The organism is Brevibacillus sp. JNUCC-41 (assembly GCF_014844095.1).
GTDB classification, from domain to species: Bacteria; Bacillota; Bacilli; order Bacillales; family DSM-1321; genus Peribacillus; species Peribacillus aracenensis.
Genome location: NZ_CP062163.1, coordinates 357,734 through 373,570 on the forward strand (window position 1 = coordinate 357,734; position 15,837 = coordinate 373,570).

Here is a 15,837-nt window from a genome sequence, read left to right on the forward strand (position 1 = left end):
TGTCCTTTCACCTGAGAATTCAACTCCATTTTGGTCGTGGAGATTTCCCCGTTGGCGGCACACTTCCTGCGCGCTGTCCAGAGTTGCGTCCAGCTGCGGTTCCATTTACCTGAGAGATTTGCTCCAAGGGATATTTTTGGAACTTGCTCCTTCGGTGGCTCAATGCTTTGCACTCTCCCACAACGTTCACAAGCTCGTTCTATCGTTTTATTCCGTATTTTCAAAATATTACAATTTCATTATCACCGATAAAAAAATAAATATCAACTCTAAAAGTCATAAACTCTATTAAACTTTAAAAGGACCGATGTCAGATGCTGACACGGTCCTTTTATGATTCAATATATCATTGTTCACGCTTTTTGTTTTTACCCATAATGAAGATGGGCTCCAACTCATTTTCTTCGTAAAGAAATGATAGAGCCGTTATCGGAACATGCCCGCTGGCAAAGAAGCTCATCGCCATTTGCGCAAGAATATCATAGCCCGTATCATTCTTCACATCGGCAATGATGATGACATCCTGATGGGGAATGGCAACAGCCATGGTTCCCTCGATCTTGTCCTTCATTTCCCGAAGCCATGATTCATTCAGGATCCTGCTGGCATCATACCCATCATTCGTGTTCAAAAAATAAAATGCATTACCTGCAACGATATCCGACTTCATTTCAGTGGAGAGGGAACGGGCATTGAAAAGGGCAATTTCACGGATCCTGTCACCCTGCCAATTTTCCCGTTGAATCATCTTTTCATCTATAAGACGGTAGGTTTTCCCTAAATCAAGGGCATAAAAAATCCGGGTTTCAGCCGTATGCTCATCGAATAAAAATGGATTTCCTTCTTCCGATTCCATCGGAAAGGAGGTCGAGCGGATGACTGGGAAAATGAATTTCTCCTTGCCTTCCATGCTGTGTTCTCCCCCCATCACATTCAGGGCCTCTTCCACGTAATAGATAATTTCATCGATGGCCTTTTCCTGTACGTTTTCATAGTTAGCAAGTACAGGAGGCAACTCGATGGTGATTCCCTTCCCGGTCTTCACATTTTCCACCCGTAACGTATCTTGCTTGCTATCGAATTTGAATGTGCGATTTTCATCTTTTAAACGTTCTTTCAGGATATTTTTCAGCTTCGTGCTGTCCATTTTCATGACTGACCCTCCTCTTCATTGAAAAATCCCCAGCGAGAAGGGGAAATTAATTATAGTGATTGAATGAATTCCTCAATTTGTTCTTGCGTTTTGCGATCCTTGCTCACAAATCTGCCTAGCTCTTCACCATTATCATACGCGATGAAACTTGGTATGCCGAATACATCATTCGCTGCACACACATCGATGAATTCATCACGGTCCACATGAATGAATGTAAAATCAGGAAATTTCGTTTCGATCTCCGGCATGATCGGTTCGATTACACGGCAATCCCCGCACCATGTCGCTGAAAAAAGAAAGATATGTTTGCCTTCATTTTTCAATGCATCATATTGCTCAACGGTTTGTAAATTTTCCATTTGAATATTCCTCCTGCTCTAAATGACACCATAGTTTTTTATAATCCCATCATACCAGACTCTCCAGAAATCAACCATTAATACGGATCGGTTGAACGGCCGTGATAAAGCTTATTTCTGGGGCACGGATGAAACGATTTCCATCATTTGTTTTGCATCGGTTTTTAATTGGTCTTTATCCGTTTCGGTTGTCAGCTTCACCCCGCCGATCCCCACTGCAAGCTCATACTTTTCTTTCGGTATCTCTTTGACCGAAATAAAGCCGAATTTATCATCCGTTTGGAAAGAATGCAGCATCACATTTTGATCACCTTGTTCTTTTATCGCCAAATATAACACGGAGCTGTCTTCTTTTTCATTTGGATTGACAAATAATATATAAATCTTATCATCTTTTTGTAAAATCAAATTATTATCATGTTCTTCCACTACTTTAAAATCCTTTGGCAGATAGACCTGAATTAGCCCCGCCTCTTGATTGGGCTGTTTTTCATCGTCACGAAAAGCCACTTCAGCAGCCTTCATTGCCTTTTCGGTTTGTCTCTCAATGCCTGAGCAGCCCGCGATCAAACTGCTTATCAACAGGAAAACAAGGATATTCTTATTCGATAAAGCCATCGTCATTCCTCCAGCCGTCTCTTTTACTACCTTATGGATAATATTATCCTTATTTATGGAATTCATCCATTTTCTAAAAAACATGGTACAATGAAAGCAATTTTAATACTGAGGAGGAAAACAATGAAGTTAACCGTGTATCTTGCTGGGGAGATCCATTCGAATTGGAGAAGTGAGCTGAGAGATAAGGCCGCTGCACTGAAGCTCCCTTTAGAATTTGTAGGCCCGATGGAAAATCATGAACGCTCCGATAATATCGGTGAAGATATCCTCGGGGAACAGCCGAATCCCATCCTGAAGGATGCGGCAGCTTCCCAAATCAATAATTTGCGGACAGGTCTTTTGATGAAAAAAGCTGATCTTGTCGTCGCTCTATTTGGCGAGAAATATAAACAGTGGAATACCGCCATGGACGCAAGCACCGCCATTTCCCTGGGTAAACCGCTTATTTTGATTCGTCCGGAATCCCATCATCATGCCTTAAAGGAATTATCGGAAAAGGCGAGTGTCACAGTAGAATCCGTTAATCAAGCGATGAAAGTGCTTTCTTATATTTTTGAAGAAGGGCTGTAAAGCTCCCTGCCCCTTAACTGCTCAGCTCTAGTATGAATGTCTGATCATCATAAAGAAATGAAAAAAAGCTTGCAGGGCCTCCCCTGCAAGCGAAAAGAATTTTTTAACTTATCCCTTTTTTATGGGAATCCAAATTTCAGAGTAATAGTCAGGGTTTGAAGCGTCATCATTCGCGTATACTTCCAATTCTGGAGTTCCGGCATGTTCATAACCGCTGGTAGGGAACCATTCGGAAAAAATTCGTTTCCAAGCTTGTTGGATGGCATCAGGCATAGGTCCGTGAACTTCGAATGCAACCCACTTGGAAGCCGGTATCGTCAGGGTTGAAAACTCTTCAGGCACTATCCCGGCATACTCTGCACCTATCCAATAATCCATCATTTCATTTTTTTCCACAGCCCGCTTATCGACACATACACCAATCAAGCCATCTATTTGGCCATTGTTCAACTTAGCTAACCTATCATCTGTTCCATCCGCATTCACTTTCTCCCACAACTTTGGAATCCCGATCAAATTCTCTTCATTAACCAAGGAAAACTCCTGCTTGATTCCAATCAATTGAAAGGAATCCCTTTCAAGGATATTGTATTTCATCGGTTTTGCCCCTTTCAGAATCACCTGTATTACCAGGCGTTCATAGAATTTCAGTTTCCCCATATACTTTCGGGCTTCGCTTGGAGATACCCCATGCTGCCTTCGAAAAGCTTTCGAGAATGCCTCGGGGGTGTCATAGCCATACTTGTAGGCTAAATCAATGACCTTGCCATTTGTTGATGAAATCTCCTGGGCCGCTAAGGTCAGTCTTCGACGACGAATATAGTCACCAATGGTTATATCCGTTAAAATGGTGAAAGTCCGTTGAAAATGAAAAACTGAGGCATTCGCCTGCCTGGAAATGCTCTCGATCGTCAGGTCCTCCAATAAGTGCTCCTCGATATATTCGATGGCCTTTTGGATTGATTCAACCCACCCCATTTCGTTCCCCCCTTGTCACTATACTAGCAAGGCCGCTCAATAAAATCCTGTCCGTTCCTGCTCTGTTTTGGCAGTATTCGTTTTCCATCATTCGAAACCCGCTTTTCCATGACAGGGATTCAAAACTCCTGTTTTTTCATTTTCAGCTTATACTCGTGTTGACCGGCAAGCATCGTCATGATATGAAGGAACATGTCCCCCCTGGTGATTCGCTCATTTGTAAATACGCCGATCGCTCCTTCCTTTTTGCTAATATTCTCTTGCCTTGTGAAGGCGTCCATCACTGGGCCCAACTCTTCACCGTCCAGCAGCTTCTCAGCAACAATTCCCGGAATTGGGATTCTCGCTCCGGCAGCTACAAAGACCTCACCGTCCCTTGTTGCCATTGCACCCCAATTACACAAAAACAGGACTTGTCCCATTTTCACGACACCGCCTTCAAGCCCGATGCCCATTTCGGCATCACTGTGAATCAAGCAGTTCCGGGCACGTGTCATTGCCCCCTCCATCGTTTCCTCGTCTGAAAAAGGCTGTTCCGGGACCCCGCTCTCCACTTGAAGCGAAATGATTTCTGCATCTTCATATACACCTAGCACGGCACTTACTTTCGCCGGATTCTTACTGCCTACTGCTATTTTCAATATAATTACCTTCCTTCTATGTAAAAAAAAGCTGATGGAAAAGGATACATGACAGCATCCCTTTCCATTTCAGCTTCCACCATCAACCGTTATTAATCAAGGTCTCGAATGTCGTTTTATCACAGGAACGAACCAATTTCCCAATCAGTTCACGTGCAGCGGCATAATCATCAATATGAATCATGGATGCATGTGTATGAATATAGCGGGAACAAATGCCAATCACCCCGCTTGGAATGCCTTCGTTTGCAATATGGACTTGCCCTGCATCCGTGCCGCCTTGGGATACGAAATATTGATATGGAATCTCATTCGACTCGGCCGTATCAAGGATGAATTCCCTCATGCCGCGATGAGTGACCATCGAACGATCGAAAATGCGGAGCAGTGCCCCTTTTCCTAGCTGGCCAAATTCATTCTTACTGCCGGACATATCATTCGCCGGACTTGCATCCAAAGCGAAGAAAAGATCCGGTTTGATCATATGAGCTGCAGTTTGCGCACCCCTTAATCCAACTTCCTCCTGGACGGTTGCCCCGGAATATAAGATATTCGGTAACGTTTCACCTTTTAAATCCTTTAACAATTCTATCGCAAGTCCGCAGCCGTAACGATTATCCCACGCTTTTGCGAGGATTTTCTTCTCATTGGCCATGGGAGTGAATGGACAAATCGGTACAATCTGCTGACCTGGCTTTATACCGATTCTCTTCACATCTTCCTTATCATCCGCACCGATATCAATCAGCATATTTTTGATATCCATTGGTTTTGAGCGTTGCGATTCATCAAGCAAATGGGGCGGAATCGAAGCGATGACACCAATGACCGGACCGTTATCGGTTATGATCTCGACTCTTTGGGCCAATAGCACTTGACTCCACCAGCCTCCCAAAGTCTGAAAGCGGATCATTCCGTTTTCTGTTACGGAGGTGACCATGAATCCCACTTCATCCATGTGTCCGGCAACTAGTACAGTCGGCCCATCCTCATCGCCTCTTTTTACGCCAAATATTCCGCCAAGGCGATCCTGGACGATTTCATCCGAATACTTTTCCAGCTCCCTCTTCATGAAACTCCGAACTGCATGTTCATTTCCCGAGGCTCCCGGTAATTCCGTCAATGTTTTAAAAAGCTCCAAAGTCTCATGATTCATTTTTCTACCCCTAACTTATGTATTGTTTCTTACTATTTTACAGAACTTAGCATCGTGATACACTAGAAAGTTCTAATTTATCAGTTAATGGGTAAAATTTCAAATTATTAGTCAAATAAAGCGTTCTTCTGTATACTGGAGGAAGCGATTTTAATAAATGCAATGGAGGAGAAATCAATGAATTGGAAAACGTTTTTATTAGGTACTGCAGCCGGGTTTGCTGCTGGCTATGCGACAAAACAGCTATTGGATCAATCAAGTAAACCTTCTCCCGATAAAGTCTTGGCCCAAGTGAAGGAAACGGTCAAAAAGGATGGAAATATATATGGCTCATGGATTTTGATGAAGCCGGAGAGCTTTACAAAAAATGACTTGGACTATGAAGTGTACAAAGGCGGGATCACCAGAAACACAGAGGGTAAACGCGAGCAATTCGAATTTGTCGCAGATGCCTCAACAGGAACGATATTGGAGCTTAATGCGCAAAATGATTGAAACAACAACAGGAGGGCCGTCAAAATGACGTCCTCCTTTTGCTTTCCCTCTTATCGCTTCCGTTTCAATTTGGCTATTATTTCCTTACCGGTTACATCCCATTTGATGGCACAGTATTGGGCATCATGGTAAAAGCTATACCAGGACCCATTTTGCAGTCCGGATTTCATCCACTTTTCCTTTGCTTCAATGGAAGTCATGGGATAATCGTCATAAGCGAGGACCCAGAGGACATTCGCATGCGCGTGCGTCGGCATGATATCTGCCATGTGAATCAGTCTATCCCCACCATCCTCAATGATGATGATCGCATGACCATCACTATGCCCACCGGTATGGATCATTTTAATGCCGTCCGTAATTTCCTGCTCACCTTCAAAAGGGCGTACAAGAGAAGCGACAGCCTCCCAGTTTTCTGCCCAATATGTACTTTTTGAACGAATATTCGGGTTTTTCATTTCCACCCATTCAGTTTGGGTCGTAATGATTTCTGCTCGCTCGAAAACAGGCACCCAAGTTTCACCTTCACGTTTCGTCAAACCGCAGGCATGGTCGAAATGTAGATGGGTCATTAAAATGTAATCGATATCATTTGGCTGAATCCCAAGTCTGCCAAGATCTTCGACAAGATTGGATTCCTCCGTCACCCCAAAATTCCGCTTCTGCTTGTCATTCAGCTTTCCATTGCCGATACCGGAATCTATAAGCATGTTCAATCCGTTGGCCTGCACCAAAATCGGATCCGTGCGTAACTCGATTTGGTTATTTTCGTTAACAGGATACTTCTTGGCCCAAAGCGGTTTCGGTACAACACCAAACATCGCACCGCCATCCAAGTGAGTCACACCGCCATTCAACCATGTTAATTTAATTTCCCCTATTTGCATCGTTTCCATTTTACCCCTCCTCTCCCTTTATTTTAACACCCACCTCCATATATTGAAATCGATAACAATCAAGTCATCCTCCTGAATGAATACACCGCATGAACAAGAAAAAAACCAGATGCTGTGCACCTGGTTGGTTTCTGATGATGATTATTGGAACATTGCTTCCAATCTGTATATCCGGTTGCCTTTACTCGAGAACTTTTCTTCATATTCAGTCATGATGTTGCCTTCAAAACTGCTATTGTGAAGATCAAGGCTTACATATTTCAAAAGCATGCCGTACTCGGAAATACTTTTCAAGGAAGATTCGAATAACCCTTGGTTATCCGTCTTGAAGTGGATTTCGCCTTTGTCTGGAAGGATGCCTTCATATACTTCGAGGAAGGTCTTATACGTTAACCGACGTTTTGCATGACGTGATTTCGGCCATGGATCAGAGAAATTCAAGTAGACGCGGTCCACGTCACCTTTTGCAAAATAGTCCCCTAAGTTTGCTGCATCAACATTCAACAGCTTTAAATTTGGAACATCCGCTTCAATCAGCAAATCCAAAGCTGCTACAATGACGCTTCCATATACTTCAATTCCAATGAAATTCACATCAGGATGGGCTTTTGCCATTTCTGTGATGAAACGGCCTTTTCCGGTACCCACTTCAATATATAACGGATTATCGTTACCGAAAACTTCATGCCATTTACCTTTATGGCTCACTGGCTGATGAATTACATATTGTGGAAAATCATTCAAACGGTCTTCAGCCCAAGGTTTATTTCTTAAACGCATGATGACACCCCTATTTATAATATAATCGTTCAAACCATAACACGAGTGCATGGATTCCTGCAAGTTGATTTTTTCAGGAAACACACACAGAACAAATAAAAAAACTGCCGGCCATCCAGGCGACAGTCTCTGTAGTTTTCATGTATAAAACTTTCAGCAAAACACACCATAAATAAGTGAAGGGCAGGCGAGAACCACCTGGGAATCCCTTGAATCATATTTAAGAAAGGAGAGGTATTATATGCCGCTTTCCCATGAACATCAAATGTCACTATTAAAAGATATATTGACCAACCATCAAACAGACTGCTGTGGATCCGTTTCTGAATGTGAACAGGTTGAAAGGCTCGTCAAATCCCTAATGATCAATATGGAAATTGACAGCAATGTGAAACCGATTCTGACGGAGATTTACGAATACAGTCGAACAGGCATCGGTACCGCCGATTTAGATGCACATATTTCAACCCACCAGAACGACCTGTCCCAGTGGGTGGATGATATCGATCAATTCTGATCAGCCAACCATCAATAATGCTTCCAGCTTTTGCAGTAATTCATTTCTTTCCTCGTAACGCTTTCTTCGATGATGCCATTGGATGGAAAGCACAAGTTGTGAAACCGTGTGCCATTTCATCCTCATCTCCAGGCCTGCGTCAAGTTTCTTGCCGTAACGGGCAAGCCATTGATTCCATTCTTCCCTTGGGACATAAGAATACAGGAGTATGCCGAGATCAATGGCGGGATCGCCAATGACCGCTCCATCCCAATCAATCAGGAACAATCCGTCGGTTTCGGTCATGAGCCAATTATTATGGTTCACATCACAATGACAGACGACTTTTTCGTCGCATTCAATCAACAGGAGATTATTCTGTAAAAAATGGATGGCCTGCTTGATAATCGGAATATCCGTAACATCCGAAGATAACCCGGTTTCTATGTCTGTAAGTATACTTTCAGGTCGTAAAGGGGATTTCCCAAGCCTTTTGAGCATGCTTAACAAAGGATCGGATTGATGAATTTTTTGAAGCAGCTTTGCGACTCTTATATTGTTCATTTCCTGCTGAGATAGCTCCCTGCCTTCCATCCAATGCTGGGCCGTAATTACATCCCCATTTTCCAGGCGTTTTGTCCACATTAACTTTGGAACAATGCCCTCTGCCGAAAGAACAGCTAAAAATGGCGATGAATTTCGTTTAAGGAAGAGCTTCTGCCCCTCTTTCTCGGCAATAAAGGCTTCCCCCGTAGCTCCTCCGGCAGGGGATATATCCCACTCCTGACCTAATAAATGTTCCAACTGGTTCACCTTCGATTTCCTCGCTTAATCATACAAATGTGGGTACGTTCACCTAGTGTATGTATTACCACTACTTTGAGTCCATGTTTTATAAAAAATCCGCCTGTTGGCGAAGCTGCATATATACTTGCATCGGGATGATACCCGCAATTAAAAACATCCTCATTTTAGAGAAATAAAAAAATAGCTATTGAGCAATTAAACAATAGCCATAAATTAAATTTTAGTTGAAAAACGGTTTCTTCGTCAAGTACTATAAAACGATTATACGCATAAAACAAAAACAAATAAATCATTTCATATTTTTGTATGGGTTATCATCCTTGAACATGACGCGGATTTTCTCTTTCAGAACCACTGCAGCTACTTCATGCGTACCAACAATTTCCCCATCAGACTGGATTTTTACTGACCCTTGATTCTTCATTTTTATTATTTTACCGGAAAAAGAATCAACATTTTTCATGTTTAGGTGACCGCCCCAAAAAACGGTGATGAAGACGGTCAATAACTTCAACAAAGTAATATCATGGACCGCAATCACGTTCAACCTGTCATCATCCAGCTTCGACATCGGTGAAATTTTCATCCCACCGCCAAAGTAGGGCTGGTTCGCAATAACAATGAACCATACCTTTTTCAAAAGATGCCGATCCCCATCAATGATCAATTCCATGCTGCTGGGCTTATAAGTAAATATCTTTTTTATAAAAATGAACAGATAAATTAATTTACCCGCCCTGACAAAATTAAACCATTTTTTCAGAGCGGAACGTTCTGCTTCATCGGATATTTCAGCATCAATGCCCATTCCCAGGCAGTTCACGAAATAACCCGCCTTGCCATTCGTCTCGTACCGTCCAATATCAATGGCACGGAAGGCATTATCCTGAAATAAAGAAAGAGCTTCTTCCACACTCTCCGTTTTTTGAATGCCCCTTACATAATCATTGCCGGATCCAGCCGCAATGGAGCCGATGATAGCGTGAGGGAAATCACTGGCGCCATTTATCATTTCATTAATCGTGCCATCTCCCCCGACAGCGATCACCCTGGTATCCTGATTCGTCCCTGATAGAATTTCCTTCGTCAATCTTAGCGCATGCCCCTTTTCACGTGTAAAGAACACCTCATGGGGAACAGCTTTTGATTTCAGTATTTCCTCGGCTTTTTTCCAAATCTTCAAACTTTCTTCATTTCCAGCCATTGGATTGACAATGAAATATACCGTTTCATTAAGGCGCGGCATGCTCATTTCCTTCTGTTTGGTTATAATCGGCTTCCCATTCAGGTCGCAGGCTGGATGTAGTTTGGCAATATTCAAGCAATGCCTGTGCCCCTTTTAACTGCTGTGCCTTAAGAGGGGACGATATAGCCCGCATCCTTTCAAACCATTCCGGGAAGGTCCGTTTATCCACCATCGTAATATCATAAGGTGCTTCGGGATAATCGACATATCCATTCCGGGATAAAACCACCTTTTTAATCGGCATGTTCACTTCATATAGCTCAAATAACTGGGAGACGATGTTCGTCATCCGATTTGCACCCAATAATGGGTTAAGCACTTTTTTATCTGGATGCTTATGATGCCTTCGGACCCAGAACCGTTCACTCGAACCGATGAAAGCAGCGTCTTCTTCCGCTTCCAGAAAAGTGATGCACCAAGCATCAACAGGGGTCAATAAAATGACTTCGACTTCAACAGGCGCATTTTTCAATAGAAAGATAGGTTTATATAATACAAGAAACGTATCCGGAAAACGCTGCAGAAAAAAGCGGAGCCTTTCATCCAAAAAGAATGATTGGTCCACAAATGACTTTTCACGAAGCGTCGAACTCCCCCATTTCATTTGAAAACGGAGCAATTGATTTAAAAAATTTTGCTTTAATTCATCCAGGCTGGCCGGCCGGAACGGAAACCTTAATGAAAAAACATTAGGATCTTCAATCTGGTTCGGTATTAGCAGTTCTTCTGCCTCTGCCTCCAGTTTCCCTGTCCGGTAGAATATGCCTTTCACCTTTTTAAGCAGGCCCTTTGATTCTTCCTGAGGCGGATCAAATTTGACCTGTGTTTCACTTTCAGTATGCTCGCTATACAACCGATCCAGCTCGCCCGCATTATAAGCAGCCTTCAATTTATCCCATTGCTGTTTTTTCAACCGTGCAAATTGTGTTGGATAATGATAAATATCCTGCTCATACCGGGAAATATAATCCTGCATCTTTATGAGCTGTGCCATTCGACCACCACCCATTTCTCTCTATTTTAGAAGGTTTATCGTGAAAATCTTTTCATATGAAGGGGAAGCTCCAAGATGTGTTTGATATAACGCAACCTGTACTGCTTCAAAATGCTTATCCTCCAAATTCGCTATCTGGCGAACGCTCTCCAACGAAAAGGGACTATCCCCCTCGAATTTTCTTGCCAGCGTAATATGAGGCTTGAACGGCTTTTTATCAAGTTCAAAACCCGCATCGATACAAGAATTATAGACTTTCCTTTGAATGGCAAAAAGCCGTTCTTGCTGCTTGACGCCTGCCCATAGGATCCTTGGGCTCTCACTCTTGCCAAAACCGCCGATATCGCCGAGTTCCAAGCCGAATGAGGCTTCGTTGGCAAGCTCGTTTTCCACACGCCTCAAAGCATCCTCTTTCAATGTATCGGGAGCATTGCCCAAAAATGCCATCGTAATATGATAATCGGCTGGATGCAGCCATTTCTTAAATGGAAAGTCTTGCTTAAGTTGTTCCGTAACAGCATGTAAATAAGCCTTAATATCATCAGGCAATACTAAAGCAAAGAAAAAATGAGTATTCATAGTCACTTACATTCCTTCCTGTTTTCCCTTTAATTTTACCATAATTCCCATTCATATACCTTTTCTTGGGCATCCTATTGAATATTCCCTCCATCAGGAAAATTCCCAATCTACCATACTATGTACAAAGGGTCGCATAAAACGAAAAATACAGCAAAATTAAAAAATAAGGACCAAAAAATTGGTCCTTCCCTGTCATTTCTTCTTTTAGCTGAACAGTGTTTCGTAAAGCAGGAACAAGTTCAGTCCTATGATTAGTACGGCTATAAGCCAAGCGACGCTTGAGGTGATTTTATGATTGACCAGGCGGCCCATGATTTTTTCATTGCTTGTAAACATGATCAATGGCACTAAGGCAAACGCGATGCCAAACGAGAGTACAATTTGGCTCATCACAAGGGCTTTGGATGGGTTCACTCCCCATAAAATTATGAGCAGGGGCGGAACGGTGGTAATGACCCTTCTTAAATAAATCGGTATATGCCTTTTAATGAATCCTTGCATGACTACATCACCTGTCATTACACCAACGGATGAGCTGGATAAACCGGCAAATAATAATCCTATTCCAAAGAGCATCGCGACTGATGGTCCAAGTATCGCACCGAATTGTTGATAGGCAACATCTAAGTCCTCTACAAGTATTCCATTCTTATGAAATAGTGCAGCTGAAACTATGACCATGGCGGCATTGATCGCGCCTGCAATCAACATGGCGATGACAATGTCAATTAGCTCAAAACGATAAATCCTTTTTCTTTCCAAATCGTTTTTTCCGACTATTCTTCTTTGAGTCAAAGAAGAATGAAGGTAGATCGCATGAGGCATAACGGTGGCTCCAAGCATACCGGCCGATAGCAAAATACTGTCCACTCCTTCGAACTTTGGAGTGAAGAGTCCTAAAACAACGGCAGAAGTGTCAGGTTTTGCATAAAAAACTTGAGCGCCAAATGCTATCACAACGACAAATATCATGACCGTGATCAGAGCTTCGAAAGTTCGATAACCTCTGCGCTGGAATTCCAGAATGGCAAAGGAACCAATTGCTGCAATTATTGCCGATGTGATAAGCGGTAAGTCAAATAGCAAATAAATCCCTAGTGCAGCTCCTATGAATTCAGCTAGGTCGGTTGCCATTATAACGGCTTCGGCCTGAATCCATAATAAGAAAGATGTTTTTTTTGAAAACTTTTCCCTGCATAGCTCTGGAAGGTTCTTTCCAGTTGCTATTCCCAATTTAGCTGATAGTGATTGGATTAGCACAGCCATTAAATTGGATGCGAAGATCACCCATAATAACGTATAGCCATATTTTGATCCGGCTGTAATATTGGTCGCATAATTCCCTGGATCAATATAGGCAACAGCCGCTATAAAGGCAGGCCCTAGATAAGGAAGCAGATTTTTTATTCCTCTCGAAGAAGATTGATGCAACACATCGGACATATCTACGTCAACTCCTTTTTATACGCAACTCAAATTGTTGCGACAGGTAAACTTTTTAGGTTATTAGCAAGTATATTCCTGGTTTTTGAAAATGTCAAAAAGTGAGGATTGCATATAGATTTAATTAACGTAAATGGGGATTCGGTGATGGCCAGCTGCTTCCGGCTACACAGAGTAAAAACCCCTTTGCCACTAGTGGCAAAGGGGTTTTAATTTATTTAACGGAACCGCATTGCTTCTCGATTTCCCCATAAAACAGTTTCTGCAGTCTTTTGGTTATCGGACCGGGTTCCCCGGCTGCAATCGATTGGCCATCGATATTAATAATTGGTGTCACTTCAACGCTTGTGCTTGTATAAAGGACTTCGTCGGCTGCCATCATGTCCTCGACGGTGAAGGCTTCCTCGACATATGGAATCCCATGTTCAGCGCAAAGTTTCAGCATCACCTGACGGGTAATTCCATTCAGGATCAAGTTTGTGGCCGGATGCGTTTTAAGTAGCCCATCCACCACGATTGAGACATTTGACGAACTTCCCTCCGTCACCGTACCATCACGATGCTGGATGGCTTCATCACAGCCGGCTTCTACCGCTTGCTGTTTAGCCATTATATTACCCAGTAGATTTAAACTCTTGATATTACAGCGCATCCAGCGTATATCGTCGGTGGTAACAGCCTTGACCCCTGGCTTGATTTTCCCTGTATAAGGCATTTCCTTGGTATAGGCAACAAAGACCGGTTCCACCTCAGCAGTCGGAAATGAGTGTGTACGCGGAGATACGCCCCTTGTCAGCTGCATATAGACGATACCGTCCCTCAGTTGATCTTCAGCGATCAGCTCTTCCATGCGGGCTTTGATTTCCGCTTCAGTAAAGGGAACTTTCATCTGTATCAACTTCGCACTGTCCATCAGCCGGTTCAGATGCATATCCCCCGCAAATAATTCGCCATTATAAACCCGGATGACTTCATAGACGCCATCTCCGAATTGATATCCCCTGTCTTCAATATCTAGCTTTACTTCGGACCTGCTTTTAAGGTCGCCGTTAAAAATGATTTTCCCCATGTCTTACTCCCTCTTTGCCTCTTATTTAGCCAATTCTTGAATGGCACGTGCATAAATGGACGTAGCCTTAAGCATATCTTCAATATCAATATATTCATCTTTCTGATGCGCAATGTCTTCGCTGCCAGGGAAAAGCGGGCCAAATGCAACGCCTTCTTTCAATGAACGCGCGTATGTGCCGCCGCCAATCGAAAGAAGTTCAGCTTCATCACCTGTCTCCGCTTCATAAACTTCCTGCAACGTCTTAATCAAGAAGCTATCACTGTCCACATAATGTGGAGTTGAATGCGAATTGGTCTTCACTTTCAAATTATATGCCGCAAGTCTTTCTTCCAATGCCGCCTTTTGCTGTTCCCACTCAAACGTCACAGGATAACGCATGCTGAAACCAATCGAGCTGTCGCCTTGTTTGGAATAATTGAAAACGCCAGCATTGACCGTCAATTCTCCTGTTTGCTCATCCGAATAAGCCACACCTAAATTATTTCCGCGGGAATCTTCAAACAAACGATCCTTTATGAAAGTGAAGTAGGCTTTCGCATGCGGATCAAGAGTAAGATCAGCTAAAAATACAGCTAAATGCAGACCTGCATTCTTTCCATTTTTCGGTTCCATCGCGTGTGCCGAGACACCATTCATCTCAAGCAGCACTTGATTTTTTTGCGGAACGGCCTGGCCCCTCAATGAGTATTTTTGCAAATAATCCTGATAGTTTGCCGCCACTTCAGCAGGGTTGGCCGCTTCCACAATGGCCGTAGCAAAATCCGGTACCATATTCGTCCTTCGACCTGAAGAAAATTCCATAACATTCACTTCAGAATTCGTGCCATTTCCTGCATCGGCAGGGTGTATAACCGAGAAATCCCAGATTCCTTTTTCCGCACTGATGATTGGGAAGTCAGCATCTGGTGCGAAGCCGATCGATGGCATTTCCTCCACTTCAAAGTAACGGTCAACGCAGCGCCAGTTCGATTCTTCATCGGTTCCAATGATCATCCTCACACGTTTGTTCAAAGGTTCTCCCATCTCCCGGACCAGCTTCATCGCATGATAAGCAGCCATCGTTGGCCCTTTATCATCGATTGCCCCGCGAGCATATATGCGGCCATTACGGATTTCAGCGCCGAACGGATCCGAACTCCAGCCATCTCCCTCAGGTACCACGTCGACATGGCATAATATCCCAACTAACTCCTCACCTTCACCCATTTCGATATGGCCAGCGACATTATCGACATTTTTAACAGTAAAACCGTCTTTTTCGCCCAATTGAAGCATGAAATCAAGCGCTTCCTTCACCCCTTTACCGAATGGGGCCTCCTCTGTCGGATGTTCTTCATCCAGTACACTTTTTATTTTCAATAAGTTTTGTGTATCCAGTAATAAGTCCATTTTACGTTTTTCAACTTCTTCTCGCCAATTCAATTCACTCAAAATACGACAACTCCTCTTTTATTATATTTTTCATTTTATCACTTTTACTACCTGATTCGCCAAGCGTTGCTACCTATTCTTCGTATTCCCGTATTATCGCCAACATCAAACTAC

At 43.1% G+C, this 15,837-nt stretch carries 18 protein-coding genes and 1 riboswitch; of the genes, 3 read left to right on the forward strand and 15 right to left on the reverse strand.

Going from position 1 to position 15,837, the window contains the following annotated elements; translation table 11 throughout:
• Positions 1-86: 86 nt before the first annotated feature.
• Positions 87-190, reverse strand: a riboswitch (glycine riboswitch).
• A gap of 156 nt (positions 191-346) precedes the next feature.
• From JNUCC41_RS01710 to JNUCC41_RS01720, 3 genes are all read right to left on the reverse strand, one after another.
• Positions 347-1,153 carry a DUF1444 domain-containing protein gene (locus JNUCC41_RS01710; RefSeq protein ID WP_192206088.1) on the reverse strand — a complete coding sequence of 269 codons (807 nt, stop codon included), beginning with the start codon at positions 1,151-1,153 and terminating at the stop codon, positions 347-349.
• 50 nt (positions 1,154-1,203) lie between these two features.
• On the reverse strand, positions 1,204-1,515 hold the full coding sequence (locus JNUCC41_RS01715) for a thioredoxin family protein (RefSeq protein ID WP_192206089.1): 312 nt from the start codon (positions 1,513-1,515) through the stop codon (positions 1,204-1,206).
• A gap of 111 nt (positions 1,516-1,626) precedes the next feature.
• Positions 1,627-2,133, reverse strand: a complete 507-nt coding sequence (locus JNUCC41_RS01720) for a hypothetical protein (RefSeq protein WP_192206090.1) — start codon at positions 2,131-2,133, stop codon at positions 1,627-1,629.
• Positions 2,134-2,256: 123 nt separating this feature from the next.
• On the opposite strand from JNUCC41_RS01720, the gene JNUCC41_RS01725 reads away from it, so the two are divergent.
• A complete protein-coding gene (locus tag JNUCC41_RS01725; protein ID WP_192206091.1) occupies positions 2,257-2,706 on the forward strand; it encodes a YtoQ family protein in 450 nt (149 codons plus the stop codon).
• Positions 2,707-2,814: 108 nt separating this feature from the next.
• Here JNUCC41_RS01725 and JNUCC41_RS01730 read toward each other — a convergent pair whose 3' ends face one another.
• The 3 genes from JNUCC41_RS01730 to JNUCC41_RS01740 all read right to left on the reverse strand — a co-directional run bounded on the left by JNUCC41_RS01730 (position 2,815) and on the right by JNUCC41_RS01740 (position 5,481).
• A complete protein-coding gene (locus JNUCC41_RS01730; RefSeq protein ID WP_192206092.1) occupies positions 2,815-3,684 on the reverse strand; it encodes an AraC family transcriptional regulator in 870 nt (289 codons plus the stop codon).
• 119 nt (positions 3,685-3,803) lie between these two features.
• Positions 3,804-4,325, reverse strand: a complete 522-nt coding sequence (locus tag JNUCC41_RS01735) for a DUF84 family protein (protein WP_192206093.1) — start codon at positions 4,323-4,325, stop codon at positions 3,804-3,806.
• An 82-nt stretch (positions 4,326-4,407) separates the two neighbouring features.
• A complete protein-coding gene (locus tag JNUCC41_RS01740; protein WP_192206094.1) occupies positions 4,408-5,481 on the reverse strand; it encodes a M42 family metallopeptidase in 1,074 nt (357 codons plus the stop codon).
• Positions 5,482-5,658: 177 nt separating this feature from the next.
• Here JNUCC41_RS01740 and JNUCC41_RS01745 point away from each other — a divergent pair, with 177 nt between their 5' ends.
• Positions 5,659-5,976, forward strand: a complete 318-nt coding sequence (locus JNUCC41_RS01745) for a PepSY domain-containing protein (RefSeq protein ID WP_192206095.1) — start codon at positions 5,659-5,661, stop codon at positions 5,974-5,976.
• A gap of 50 nt (positions 5,977-6,026) precedes the next feature.
• On the opposite strand, the gene JNUCC41_RS01750 is transcribed toward JNUCC41_RS01745, so the two are convergent.
• Together JNUCC41_RS01750 and trmB are read right to left on the reverse strand one after the other, a co-directional pair.
• The gene (locus tag JNUCC41_RS01750; RefSeq protein ID WP_192206096.1) at positions 6,027-6,872 is read right to left on the reverse strand and encodes a YtnP family quorum-quenching lactonase; all 846 of its coding nucleotides are present in this window, start codon (positions 6,870-6,872) and stop codon (positions 6,027-6,029) included.
• Positions 6,873-7,013: 141 nt separating this feature from the next.
• The gene (trmB, locus tag JNUCC41_RS01755; RefSeq protein WP_192206097.1) at positions 7,014-7,652 is read right to left on the reverse strand and encodes a tRNA (guanosine(46)-N7)-methyltransferase TrmB; all 639 of its coding nucleotides are present in this window, start codon (positions 7,650-7,652) and stop codon (positions 7,014-7,016) included.
• Between the two features lie 241 nt (positions 7,653-7,893).
• On the opposite strand from trmB, the gene JNUCC41_RS01760 reads away from it, so the two are divergent.
• Positions 7,894-8,169, forward strand: coding sequence for a YtzH-like family protein (locus JNUCC41_RS01760; RefSeq protein ID WP_192206098.1), 276 nt, complete (start codon positions 7,894-7,896; stop codon positions 8,167-8,169).
• On the opposite strand, the gene JNUCC41_RS01765 is transcribed toward JNUCC41_RS01760, so the two are convergent.
• The 7 genes from JNUCC41_RS01765 to pepV all read right to left on the reverse strand — a co-directional run bounded on the left by JNUCC41_RS01765 (position 8,170) and on the right by pepV (position 15,723).
• Positions 8,170-8,952: a phosphotransferase family protein gene (locus tag JNUCC41_RS01765; protein WP_063232868.1), complete on the reverse strand. Its 783-nt coding sequence runs from the start codon at positions 8,950-8,952 to the stop codon at positions 8,170-8,172.
• 292 nt (positions 8,953-9,244) lie between these two features.
• Positions 9,245-10,276, reverse strand: a complete 1,032-nt coding sequence (locus tag JNUCC41_RS01770) for a diacylglycerol/lipid kinase family protein (protein WP_192206099.1) — start codon at positions 10,274-10,276, stop codon at positions 9,245-9,247.
• Positions 10,188-11,195 (reverse strand): NERD domain-containing protein, encoded by a 1,008-nt coding sequence (locus JNUCC41_RS01775; RefSeq protein ID WP_192206100.1) that lies wholly within the window; start codon positions 11,193-11,195, stop codon positions 10,188-10,190. Before JNUCC41_RS01775 ends, JNUCC41_RS01770 begins: the two co-directional genes overlap by 89 nt.
• A 21-nt stretch (positions 11,196-11,216) precedes the next feature.
• Complete coding sequence (thpR, locus tag JNUCC41_RS01780) at positions 11,217-11,774, reverse strand: RNA 2',3'-cyclic phosphodiesterase (protein ID WP_192208000.1); 558 nt, start codon at positions 11,772-11,774, stop codon at positions 11,217-11,219.
• A 207-nt stretch (positions 11,775-11,981) separates the two neighbouring features.
• Positions 11,982-13,220 (reverse strand): Nramp family divalent metal transporter, encoded by a 1,239-nt coding sequence (locus tag JNUCC41_RS01785; protein ID WP_192206101.1) that lies wholly within the window; start codon positions 13,218-13,220, stop codon positions 11,982-11,984.
• Positions 13,221-13,434: 214 nt separating this feature from the next.
• Positions 13,435-14,289 carry a D-amino-acid transaminase gene (gene dat / locus JNUCC41_RS01790; RefSeq protein WP_192206102.1) on the reverse strand — a complete coding sequence of 285 codons (855 nt, stop codon included), beginning with the start codon at positions 14,287-14,289 and terminating at the stop codon, positions 13,435-13,437.
• A gap of 21 nt (positions 14,290-14,310) precedes the next feature.
• On the reverse strand, positions 14,311-15,723 hold the full coding sequence (pepV, locus tag JNUCC41_RS01795; RefSeq protein ID WP_192206103.1) for a dipeptidase PepV: 1,413 nt from the start codon (positions 15,721-15,723) through the stop codon (positions 14,311-14,313).
• Positions 15,724-15,837 lie beyond the last annotated feature (114 nt).